Source organism: Pseudomonas sp. 05N434 (genome assembly GCF_056396965.1).
Window position 1 is genome coordinate 1 of record NZ_JBFTMK010000078.1, and the last position, 11,932, is coordinate 11,932.

Annotated in this window: 9 protein-coding genes; 6 read left to right on the forward strand and 3 right to left on the reverse strand. The window is 60.3% G+C overall.

Annotation, left to right across the window (positions count from 1 at the left end):
* From AC1DLB_RS07775 to AC1DLB_RS07795, 5 genes are all read left to right on the forward strand, one after another.
* Nucleotides 1–503, forward strand: a 503-nt coding sequence (locus AC1DLB_RS07775; protein WP_477784831.1) for an isocitrate dehydrogenase kinase/phosphatase-domain containing protein, incomplete at its 5' end; no start/stop codon positions are given.
* Between the two features lie 223 nt (nucleotides 504–726).
* Nucleotides 727–4,638 (forward strand): ATP-dependent RNA helicase HrpA, encoded by a 3,912-nt coding sequence (hrpA, locus tag AC1DLB_RS07780; protein WP_477784832.1) that lies wholly within the window; start codon nucleotides 727–729, stop codon nucleotides 4,636–4,638.
* Nucleotides 4,639–4,865: 227 nt separating this feature from the next.
* Nucleotides 4,866–5,987, forward strand: coding sequence for a beta-ketoacyl-ACP synthase III (locus AC1DLB_RS07785; RefSeq protein WP_477784833.1), 1,122 nt, complete (start codon nucleotides 4,866–4,868; stop codon nucleotides 5,985–5,987).
* A 155-nt stretch (nucleotides 5,988–6,142) separates the two neighbouring features.
* On the forward strand, nucleotides 6,143–6,754 hold the full coding sequence (locus AC1DLB_RS07790; protein ID WP_018926737.1) for an RNA polymerase sigma factor: 612 nt from the start codon (nucleotides 6,143–6,145) through the stop codon (nucleotides 6,752–6,754).
* Nucleotides 6,748–6,984 carry an anti-sigma factor family protein gene (locus tag AC1DLB_RS07795; protein WP_007934080.1) on the forward strand — a complete coding sequence of 79 codons (237 nt, stop codon included), beginning with the start codon at nucleotides 6,748–6,750 and terminating at the stop codon, nucleotides 6,982–6,984. Before AC1DLB_RS07790 ends, AC1DLB_RS07795 begins: the two co-directional genes overlap by 7 nt.
* A gap of 131 nt (nucleotides 6,985–7,115) precedes the next feature.
* Here AC1DLB_RS07795 and AC1DLB_RS07800 read toward each other — a convergent pair whose 3' ends face one another.
* Nucleotides 7,116–8,438 carry a putative porin gene (locus AC1DLB_RS07800; protein ID WP_477743401.1) on the reverse strand — a complete coding sequence of 441 codons (1,323 nt, stop codon included), beginning with the start codon at nucleotides 8,436–8,438 and terminating at the stop codon, nucleotides 7,116–7,118.
* Nucleotides 8,439–8,716: 278 nt separating this feature from the next.
* On the opposite strand from AC1DLB_RS07800, the gene AC1DLB_RS07805 reads away from it, so the two are divergent.
* On the forward strand, nucleotides 8,717–9,841 hold the full coding sequence (locus AC1DLB_RS07805; RefSeq protein WP_477784834.1) for a GNAT family N-acetyltransferase: 1,125 nt from the start codon (nucleotides 8,717–8,719) through the stop codon (nucleotides 9,839–9,841).
* A 34-nt stretch (nucleotides 9,842–9,875) separates the two neighbouring features.
* On the opposite strand, the gene aqpZ is transcribed toward AC1DLB_RS07805, so the two are convergent.
* Nucleotides 9,876–10,574 (reverse strand): aquaporin Z, encoded by a 699-nt coding sequence (aqpZ, locus tag AC1DLB_RS07810; protein ID WP_064619652.1) that lies wholly within the window; start codon nucleotides 10,572–10,574, stop codon nucleotides 9,876–9,878.
* Between the two features lie 196 nt (nucleotides 10,575–10,770).
* The coding region (locus tag AC1DLB_RS07815) for an ABC transporter ATP-binding protein (protein WP_477784835.1) at nucleotides 10,771–11,932 on the reverse strand (1,162 nt) is incomplete at its 5' end.

Below are 11,932 nucleotides of genomic sequence, written 5' to 3' on the forward strand. Positions count from 1 at the left end.
GCGATACGGTGCTGATTCGTCACTGCTGGACCGAACGCCGGATGACGCCGTTGAACCTTTATCTGGAACACGCCAACGAAGCGCAGGTGCGCGAGGCGCTGGAAGATTATGGCCTGGCGATCAAGCAACTGGCGGCGGCGAACATTTTCCCCGGCGACATGCTGTTGAAAAACTTTGGCGTCACCCGTCATGGTCGCGTGGTGTTCTATGACTACGACGAAATTTGCTTCCTGACCGAAGCCAACTTCCGCCACATCCCGCAACCGCGCACGCCGGAAGACGAAATGGCCTCCGAACCGTGGTACTCGATCGGGCCACTGGACGTGTTCCCCGAGGAGTTTCCACCGTTTCTGTTTGCCGATTCCGGGCAGCGAAAGTTGTTCGATCAGTTGCACGGCGAGCTGTACAACGCCGATTACTGGAAGGGGCTGCAGGAAGCGATTCGGGCGGGGAAGGTGATTGATGTGTTTCCGTATCGGCGCAAGGGGCTGGATAACGAATAGCTCGTCTGAGCGAACACACTGTGGCGAGGGAGCTTGCTCCCGCTGGGTTGCGAAGCGACCCCAAAACCATTCATCGCGCAGATTCAGACAGCCGCGATGAAAGGTTTACAACTGCTTCGCAGCCGAACGGGAGCAAGCTCCCTCGCCACAAAAGCGCGTCACTCAGCAGCCCAAATCTGCGACAATCCGCCTCCTGCGCCACTAGACGACTTTTGCGTACCTGATGACTGACGAATCGCCTTCCATCGACAAACTGCTGAAAAACCTCGATCACGCCATGCTCGCCGACCGCCACCGGCTGCGGCGGCAGTTGCTTGAGCTGCGCAAGAAACCTGACGAGGCCAAGCTGGCCCAGTGGGTGACGCGCACACAGGCGTCCTGTGATCAGGTGTTGGCGCGGCGCGCCAGCCTGCCGGTGATTCGCTACGACGACAGCCTGCCGATCGCCGCCAAGCGCGACGAAATCAAAGCGGCGTTGCTCAAACATCAGGTGCTGATCATTGCCGGCGAAACCGGTTCGGGTAAAACCACCCAGTTGCCGAAGATCTGCCTGGAAATCGGCCGCGGCCAGCACGGCCTGATCGGCCACACCCAGCCGCGTCGAATCGCCGCCCGCAGCGTGGCGAGCCGGGTCGCTGAAGAGTTGGCGACACCGTTGGGTGCGCTGGTGGGCTATCAGGTGCGGTTCGAGGACCAGAGCGATGCCAACACCCTGATCAAACTGATGACCGACGGCATCCTGCTGGCGGAAACCCAGAACGACCGCTACCTCGAGCGCTACGACACGATCATCGTCGACGAAGCCCACGAACGCAGCCTGAACATCGACTTCCTGCTCGGTTACCTGAAAACCCTGCTGCCCCGTCGTCCAGACCTGAAAGTCATCATCACCTCGGCCACCATCGACCTGGAGCGCTTCTCCAAACACTTCGATGACGCGCCGATTGTCGAGGTCTCCGGTCGCACCTTCCCGGTGGAAACCTGGTATCGCCCGCTGACCCTGGAGCAGGACGAGGAGGGCAACCGTGTCGAGGATGACCTGACCGTGGATCAGGCGATCCTCGCCACCCTCGACGAAATCGCCGCGTTCGAACGCAGTGAGCGCAAGAGCCCCGGCGACGTGCTGGTGTTCCTGCCCGGCGAGCGCGAGATTCGCGACGCGGCGGACATGCTGCGCAAGGCACAGCTCAAGCACACCGAGATTCTGCCGTTGTACGCACGGCTGTCGCCGGCCGAGCAGCAGCGGATTTTCCAGTCGCATCCGGGGCGTCGAGTGGTTCTGGCGACCAACGTTGCGGAAACCTCTCTGACGGTGCCGGGCATTCGTTACGTGATCGACAGCGGCACCGCGCGCATCAGTCGTTACAGCTACCGCGCCAAGGTCCAGCGTTTGCCGATCGAAGCGATTTCCCAGGCCAGTGCCAACCAGCGTAAAGGTCGCTGCGGGCGGGTCGAGCCGGGTATTTGCGTGCGCTTGTACARCGAAGAAGATTTCATCGGTCGGCCGGAATTCACCGACCCGGAAATCCTGCGGACCAACCTCGCGGCGGTGATTCTGCAGATGCTCCATCTGCGCCTCGGCGAGATCACTGATTTCCCGTTTATCGAACCGCCGGACGGCAAGGCCATCAGCGACGGTTTCAACCTGCTGCAAGAGCTCTCGGCGGTGGATCGCAACAGTCAGCTGACCCCGCTCGGCCGCCAACTGGCGCGGCTGCCGGTGGACCCGCGTATGGGCCGCATGCTACTGGAAGCGGCGAAACTGGGCAGCTTGCAGGAAGTGCTGATTGTCGCCAGCGCCATGTCGATCCAGGACCCGCGCGAGCGTCCGCCGGAGCGTCAGCAAGCCGCCGATCAGGCCCACGCCCAGTGGAAAGACGTGGACTCGGACTTCGCCGGGCTGGTCAATCTGTGGCGGGGTTTTGAAGAACAGCGCCAGGCACTGACGGCCAGTCCGCTGCGTAACTGGTGCCGCAAGAACTTCCTCAATTACCTGCGCCTGCGCGAGTGGCGCGATTCCCATCGCCAGTTGAGCCTGATCTGCCGCGACATGCAGCTGAGCCTCAACAAAGAGCCGGCGGATTACCCTAAGCTGCACAAAGCCGTGCTGTCGGGGTTGCTCAGCCAGATCGGCCAGAAAACCGAAGATGGCGATTACCTCGGTGCCCGTCAGCGACGCTTCTGGATTCACCCGTCGTCGGGCCTGGGCAAGAAACGCCCGCAATGGCTGATGACCGCCGAACTGGTGGAAACCACCAAGCTGTACGCGCGGATGGTCGCCAAGATCGACGCCGACTGGATCGAGCCGCTGGCCGGGCACCTGATCAAGAAAAACCACTTCGAACCTCATTGGGAGAAGAGGCGTGGGCAGGTCGTGGCCTTCGAGCAAATCACCCTGTTCGGGCTGATCGTAGTCGGACGCCGGCCGGTGCATTACGGGCCGGTCGACCCGGTGGTGTCCCGCGAATTGTTTATTCGCGAAGCCTTGGTGCGTGGCGAGATTCAATCCAAAGCCAAGTGCCTGACGGCCAACAAGCAACTGCTGGAACAGCTCGACGAACTGGAAGCCAAGGCGCGTCGCCGAGACATTCTGGCCGACGAAGAAACCCTGTTCGCCTTCTACGATGCGCGCTTGCCGGCGGAGATCCACCAGACCGCGACCTTCGACAGTTGGTACCGGATCAACAGCCAGAAAGACCCGCAGCTGCTGATCATGCGCGAAGAGGACGTGCTGGCCCGCGAAGCCAGTGAAGTCACCGCCGCGCATTACCCCGACACCCTGCACATCGGCGACCTGGAACTGGCGCTGAGTTATCACTTCGAGCCCAACCATCCGCGTGACGGCGTGACCTTGCGCGTGCCAGCACCGCTGTTGCCGATGCTGCCGCCGGAACGCCTGGAATGGCTAGTGCCAGGCGTGATCGAGGCCAAGTGCATTGCGCTGGTGCGCAACCTGCCCAAGGCCCTGCGCAAGAATTTCGTGCCGGTGCCGGATTTCGTCAAAGCCGCGATGCAGCGCATGACTTTCGGCGAGGGCTCATTGCCTCTGGCGCTGGGCCGCGAGTTATTGCGCATGACCGGCGCGAGGGTCAGCGATGAGGCCTGGGCCGAAGCGTCGCAGCAGGTCGAAAGCCATTTGCGGATGAACCTGGAAATCGTCGACGGCCAGGGCAAGTTCCTTGGCGAAGGGCGTGATTTGGCAGAGTTGACCGCACGCTTTGCCGAGGCCAGCCAGGCCGCCTTGGCCGTGCCGCAAACCGCGAAAAGCCAGCAACCGGTGGAGGCGAAAGTCTTTGCCGCCGTCGCCGAGAAAACCCAGCAGAAGATCGCCGGGCTGTCGATGACGGTGTATCCGGCGCTGGTGGAAGAGGCCGGGACGGTCAAGGAAGGACGTTTCTCGACCCCGGCCGAAGCCGAGTTCCAGCATCGCCGGGCCTTGCAGCGCTTGCTGATGCAACAACTGGCGGAGCCGGCGAAGTTCTTGCGCGGCAAGTTGCCGGGGCTGACCGAGTTGGGCCTGATGTACCGCGAGCTGGGGCGCATCGACAGCCTGGTGGAAGACATTCTGCTGGCCAGTCTGGACAGTTGCATCCTCGACGGCGAAGACCCGTTGCCACGCGATGGTGCCGCACTGGCGTCCCTGGCCGAACGTAAACGCGGTGCCTGGACCGAGCACGCCGAGCGTCTGGCCAGGCTGACCCTGGAGATTCTCAAGCACTGGCACGGCCTGCAAAAACGCTTCAAGGGCAAGATCGACCTGGCGCAAGCCGTGGCCTTGAACGACATCAAGCAGCAGCTCAGCCATCTGGTGTACCCGGGGTTCGTGCGGGAAACGCCGATGCCGTGGCTCAAGGAACTGCCGCGTTACCTGAAAGCAGTCGAGCAGCGTTTCGAGAAACTCGGTGCTCAGGTGCAGAAGGACCGGGTCTGGAGTGGAGAATTGTCTGGCCTCTGGACCCAATACCAGACCCGCGCCAACAAACACGCCCAGGAAGGCAAGCGCGATCCGCAGCTGGAGCTTTATCGCTGGTGGCTGGAGGAATACCGGGTTTCGCTGTTCGCACAGCAACTGGGAACCAAGGTGCCGATCTCCGATAAGCGCTTGAGCAAGCAATGGACACAAGTCGAGCCCTGAACCCTGTGGGAGCGGGTATGAGTTCGACTCAGCAAAAGGCGCCAAAAGCCAGCGTTTATGGCAAACTTCGCGCCTATAAACGCCGGCCCGCGGTTTTCAGCCTCCACGGGCCCAGGCGGATCGGAATAAAGCGATGCCAGGTTTGCGTCCGGAACCTGGAATAGACCCTTTGTGTGTTGGTACGTCGGTGCCAGCGCTTTCTGCCTGAACGGATTAGAGAAACGACCATGCATAACGTCGTCATCAGCGGCACCGGCTTGTACACCCCGGCCAACAGCATCTCCAACGAAGAGCTGGTGCAGTCTTTCAACGCTTACGTCGCGCAGTTCAACGCCGACAACGCCGAGGCCATTGAGCGCGGCGAAATCCAGGCATTGACCGAATCCAGCGCAGCGTTTATCGAAAAAGCCTCCGGCATCAAAAGCCGCTTTGTCATGGACAAAGAGGGTATCCTCGACCCGCAACGCATGACGCCACGCTTGCCCGAGCGCTCCAACGACGAGTGGTCGGTGCTGTGCCAGATGGCCATTGGCGCGGCCGAGCAAGCCTTGCAGCGTGCCGGCAAGACCGCCGCTGACATCGACGGTGTGATCGTCGCCTGCTCCAACCTGCAACGCGCCTACCCGGCCATCGCCATCGAAGTTCAGGAAGCGCTGGGTATCCAGGGTTTCGGTTACGACATGAACGTGGCGTGCTCCTCGGCTACCTTCGGTATCCAGGCCGCCGCCAACAGTGTGCAACTGGGCCAGGCCCGGGCGATCCTGATGGTTAACCCGGAAGTCTGCACCGGTCACCTGAATTTCCGTGACCGCGACAGCCACTTCATCTTCGGCGACGCCGCCACCGCGGTGATCATCGAGCGCGCCGATCTGGCGACCTCCAAGTACCAGTTCGAGGTGGTCAGCACCAAACTGCTGACCAAGTTCTCCAACAACATCCGCAACAACTTCGGCTTCCTCAACCGCGCCGCGGAAGAGGGCATCGGTGCCCCCRACAAGCTGTTCGTCCAGGAAGGCCGCAAGGTGTTCCGCGATGTCTGCCCGATGGTTGCCGAGCTGATCGCCACGCACCTGGAAGAAAACCAGCTCAACGTCAGTGACGTGAAGCGTTTCTGGCTGCACCAGGCCAACCTCAGCATGAACCACCTGATCGTCAAGAAGCTGCTGGGCCGTGAAGCCACTGAAGCAGAAGCCCCGGTGATTCTCGACACCTACGCCAACACCAGCTCCGCCGGTTCGGTGATTTCGTTCCACAAGAATCAGGACGATCTGGTCAGCGGTTCGCTGGCTGTGCTCAGTTCGTTCGGCGCCGGTTATTCGATTGGCAGCGTGATATTGCGCAAACGTTGATCGAAGGGGTTGTTGTTCTTTCCTCTGGCTTGTGATGACTTTTCCTACATTCGAAATAGTCGGAAGGCTGTAATTTTCGGAAATTCCAGCAGGACGATGCCTACAGGCGAAGTCCTGCTGTTTTCATTTTCGAGGTCAGAACAAGGGGGTTGTTAATGGCGGCTGACGACGCGCAACTGCTTGAGCGCTTGCTGGCAGGTGAACAAAAGGCTTTCAAAGAGTTGGTCAGCACTTATCAGAGCGCCATGCGTGCGGTGGCCTACGCTATTGTGGGCAACCGGCATGCCGACGAAATTGTTCAGGATGCCTGGCTATCGGTTGTGCGTAACCTGAGCGGATTCGAGGGACGTTCGAGCCTCAAGACCTGGCTGCTGACTATCACCGCCAACTCGGCCAAGAGCCGCTACAAGCAAAACCGCCGGGAAGTGTTGCTCGATGACCTGCCGTCGCCCCATGGCACGATCGATGATGATCGTTTTTCATCGAGCGATGGTCATTGGCTGGTGGCGCCGTTTGCCTGGCATCAGGACACGCCAGAGGCGCTGTTGACTGAAAACGAACTGCGCGAATGCCTGGAGCACACGCTGCTCAGCCTGTCGGAACTGCAAAGCAGTGTTTTACTGTTGCGCGAGCGACAGGGGCTGGAGTTGGAGGAGATCTGTAATCTTCTGGAAATCTCGCTCTCCAATGTTCGTGTGCTGCTGCATCGGGCACGGTTGAAGGTCTTTGCGACCGTAGAACATTTTGAGGAAACCGGCGAATGCTGACCTGTAAGGAACAAGTGGCGCGCTCCAGTGATTATCTCGATGGCCAGTTGAGTTTTCGCGAGCGTCTGATGATGCGGCATCACTTGATGTTTTGCCCCAATTGTCGGCGATTCATTCGGCAGATGCGGTTGATGCAGGCGACCTTGCGGGTGATGCCGCAGAAGCCGGTCGAGGATGTGGAGGCGCTGGCCGAGCGGCTGGCGGCGCAGCGGCGTAAAGATCGTTCCTGAAGGAAARCACAGGCCGGCGCGGGTGAAACGAACGGATGATGGGGGTCGTTGCCCCGCGCCAGACTGTTGAACCTCTTCAAACGACACGACCGTATGTAAACCGCATCGTTTGAAGTGTGTGGCTTCGCAGCTTAGAACTTCGCTTCCGCGTCCAGTTGCAGCGTGTTGGTGTTGGCATCACGCTGGGTACGGCTGGAGAAGTCGGCTTTAGTCAGGAAGTAAGTGGCACCGAGGGCGAAGTTCTTGTCGATGTCGTAACCGACTTTGAACTTGTGACCGCGAGAACCGGTGGTGCCGTTGGCGAAGTCCGAGTCGGTGAAGGCGCCGACCACGGCGTTACGCTGCACGTCGCGGTAGTTGTAGTCGAGGTTGAAACCGAAGACTTTCGATTTGGCACCGACTAGCCAGGCAGTGTCCTGATCGGTCACGGCATCGTTGTTCTTCACGTATTGGCCGTAGAACGACAGCGGCATCGGCAGGCCGCCGATATCGATCTGGCTGAAGCCTTCGTACAGGCGGAACTCGTTGTTGGCCGAGTTGCCGTTGACGGCCAGGGCGCACGGTGTGGAGGTGCCGGTGCAACGGCTGTCTTCGTCGTTCTGGTAGGCATAGACGCTGCCGCCGACGGTCAGTTTCAGGTTGTCGGTGATGGCGAAACGGCTGCCCAACTGGCCGGCGGTCAGACGCAGGTCGTGACGAAATTGCACGCCTTCTCCGTCGACGTTGTCCTTGAGGTTGTAGTTGCCCAGGCTACCGAACAGTTCGGCACTGCTGCCCAGCGGGTATTTGTAGGTCACTGCCAGACCTTCCGGGTTGATATCACTGTCCCAGATCACATCACCCATGCTGACCCACGGTTGCAGCATCTTGCCGCCGATCACATGCAGGTTTTTGATGGCGTCCGGGTGGTAGTCGATGTAGCCCAGATCCAGCCAGATCTGCTTCTTGTCGAAGTAGTTGTCCATGTCCTGGTTGGTCGAGCGAGCATCGTCACCGCCGCCGGTGGCAATGCGGATGCCGGTGTCCACTTGCGGGTTGATTTCGCTGTAGGCACCCAGACGGGCGCGGATGCGTTGACGATCCTTGTCACGGCCACCGTTGTTGGGTTCGCCGTCGATCTTGACCGTTTCCTGGCGTACGCGAACGTCGCCCTTGAACTGGGTCTTGGCGGCCCAGGCCAGCTTCTGGTCGAAGGCGCTCAACTCGTTGGCTTTCTTCGCGGCGACCGCTATCTGTTCGTTGGTCTCTTGCTGCGCCTGCTGCGCGATTTGCTGAGCCTTCTGATCCTTGGCCAGTTCGGTTTGCAGTTCAACGTACTGCGCCTGGGAAATAGAACCGTTAGCCTTGAGCATGTCGAGCAGTTTGGCGTCGACTGCGGCACTGGCCGGAACACTCATGGCCAGCAGCAGGCCACCACACAAGGCCGCCGCAGTTTTCGTGGAAGCAAGACGCATAGCAATCTCCGAAGATGAGAGGGATGGCTGAACCATCCTGGACACAACCGACAGTTGAAGGTCGGAAAACAGTGGCCGGGTAGAACCCGACGCTCTAAAAACAGGCGCCAGTATCGCGATGGTTTATGACAGGTCAGTGGCGAAGTGATGGCAGGTCGATGACGATACAAACGTTTCCGAAATGCCCGATTCAGAGCCTTGTATCGGATTGACGCGTGTGGATCGCCCTGCGATCGGCGATACTCGCGGAGCTGTCACGCCAAGATGTGGAGAGGAAAATGCCGCTGCAACGTCTGCATACACTGTCGCAAATCGCAGCCCGTACCTGGGATGCCCTGGTGCCGGAGAATCAGCCGTTTCTGCGCCACGCGTTCCTCGGTTCACTGGAAGACAGCGGCAGCCTGGGCCCGCATTCCGGCTGGCAGCCCGAGCATCTGCTGCATGTCGAAGGCGAGCGCCTGATCGCCGCGCTGCCCAGTTACCGCAAATGGCACTCCTACGGCGAATACGTGTTCGACCATGCCTGGGCCGATGCCTGTGAGCGTGCGGGCATCGACTACTACCCCAAACTGTTGACGGCGGTGCCGTTCAGTCCGGTCAGCGGGCCGCGATTGCTGGCGGCGACGATCGAGGACGGTTTCGAACTCTTGCAGAGCCTGCCGGGTTATCTGGAGATAGAAAAACTTTCCAGTGCCCACATCAATTTCACCGATCCGTTCACCGACGCTGCATTGGCCGAACAGCCAGGCTGGTTGCAGCGCATTGGCTGTCAGTACCACTGGCAGAATCGTGATTACCGGGATTTTCAGGACTTCCTCGACGCCCTCAGTTCGCGTAAGCGCAAGCAAATGCGCAAGGAGCGTGAGCAGGTGGCAGGGCAGGGCATCGACTTCGAATGGCTGGAAGGCCGGCAGCTGACCCAGGCGCAGTGGGACTTTGTGTACGCCTGCTACGCCAATACCTACGCGGTGCGTCGGCAGACGCCTTACCTGACGCGGGAATTTTTCAGTCTGCTGGCCGAGCGCATGCCGGAGTCGATTCGCGTGGTGCTGGCCAAACAAGGTTCACGGCCGGTGGCCATGGCCTTCAGCCTGGTCGGCGGCGACAGCTTTTATGGCCGTTACTGGGGTTGCCTGGCGGAGTTCGATCGCCTGCACTTCGAGACCTGTTTCTATCAGGGTATGGATTACGCCATTGCCAACRGCTTTCAGCGTTTCGACGCCGGCGCTCAGGGCGAACACAAACTGATTCGCGGCTTTGAACCGGTGATCACCCATTCCTGGCATTACCTGCGCCATCCGGGCTTGAAGTCGGCGGTGAAAGACTTCCTCGAGCGCGAACGCGTCGGGGTGCTGGGGTATGCAGAAGAGGCGAAGACCGCCTTGCCTTATCGACAAGGCTGATCTTCGCCGTTGATTGCAGGCTCAGTCGCGCAGATTAACTGTCTTCTTTGCCCAGCCAGCGGTACATCACACCACCGATGACCGCCCCCAGAATCGGYGCCAGCCAGAATAGCCATAGCTGTTGAATCGCCCAGCCCCCGACAATAAGCGCCGGTCCGGTACTGCGGGCCGGGTTGACCGAGGTGTTGGTGACCGGAATCGAGATCAGATGGATCAGGGTCAGCGCCAGGCCGATGGCGATGGGCGCCAGCCCGGCCGGGGCGCGTTTATCGGTGGCGCCGAGAATGATCAGGATGAACATGGCGGTCATCACCAGTTCACTGACAAACCCCGCCGCCATCGAGTAGCCGCCTGGCGAGTGTTCGCCATAGCCATTGGACGCCAGGCCGCTGGCCAGTTCGAAGCCGGGTCTGCCACTGGCGATGAAGTACAGCAAGGCCGCTGCGATGATCCCGCCAATCACCTGGGCGATGATGTAGGCGGGCAGTTCTTTGGCAGGGAAGCGTCCGCCGACGACCAGTCCGACTGAAACCGCAGGGTTGAGATGACAACCCGAGATGTGGCCGATGGCGAAGGCCATCGTCAGTACCGTCAAACCGAATGCCAGGGACACCCCCAGTAAACCGATCCCCACGTTTGGAAACGCTGCCGCCAGGACCGCACTGCCGCACCCTCCCAATACCAGCCAGAACGTACCTACCAATTCTGTAGCCGAACGTTTGAACAAAGACATAGCGAGTTTCCCTATCGAGATAACACTGTCGTTGTGCATCCAGCAGATGGACTACGGAACCTCCAGTACCTTGGCTGAGTACAGCAGGATTTTTACGGAATTCCAGTGACCATAAAAAACCGCCAGAGCCCGTGGTTAGCGGGCTCTGGCGGTTTCTGGTGTTCTTCTGTGTGGCTGATGGCGCCAAGATCGCGGCTCAATCGATCCCGACAAACCCGCCGGTCTGGTGTTGCCATAACCGTGCATACAAACCGCCATGGGCCAGCAGTTCGGCGTGGCTGCCGGTTTCGGCGATCTTGCCGTTTTCCAGCACCACCAACCGGTCCATCCGGGCAATGGTCGAGAGACGGTGAGCGATGGCGATCACGGTTTTTCCCTGCATCAGGGTTTCGAGGCTTTCCTGGATTGCTGCTTCGACTTCCGAGTCCAGTGCCGAGGTCGCTTCGTCCATGATCAGGATCGGCGCGTCCTTGAGCAGCACCCGGGCGATGGCAATCCGCTGACGCTGGCCACCGGAGAGTTTCACCCCGCGCTCACCGACATGGGCATCGAAACCGGTGCGGCCTTCGGAGTCCGACAGCAGCGGGATGAACTCGTCGGCACGGGCCTTGCGCACCGCTTCCCAGAGTTCGGCGTCGGTGGCGTCGGGTTTGCCATACAGCAGATTGTCGCGGATCGAGCGGTGCAGCAGTGAGGTGTCCTGGGTGATCATGCCGATGCGTTCGCGCAGGCTTTCCTGCCCGACTTCGGCGATGTTCTGGCCGTCGATGAGGATCCGCCCGCCCTGCACGTCATACAGGCGCAGCAGCAGGTTGACCAACGTCGATTTGCCGGCGCCGGAGGGGCCGATCAGGCCGATTTTTTCGCCGGGCTTAATGGTCAGGTTGAGGCCGCCGATGATCCCGCTCTTCTTGCCGTAGTGGAAATCGACGTGTTCGAAACGCACCTCGCCACGGGCCACTGCCAAGGGTTTTGCCTGTTCGCGGTCGGTGACGCTGACCGGTTGGGCGATGGTCTGCAAACCGTCCTGGACCATGCCGATGTTTTCGAAAATGCCGTTGACCACCCACATGATCCAGCCGGACATGTTGACGATGCGGATCACCAGCCCGGTGGCCAAGGCAATCGCGCCCACGCTGATCAGTGACTGCGTCCACAGCCACAGGGCCAGCCCGGTGGTGCCGACGATCAAGAGGCCGTTCATGCTGGTGATGACCACGTCCATGCTGGTGACCACACGGCCGGCCAGTTGGGCTTTTTCGGTCTGTTCCGCAATGGCTTCGCGGGCGTACTGCTGTTCGAAGTTGGTGTGGGCGAACAGCTTGAGGGTAGTGATGTTGGTGTAGCCGTCGACGATC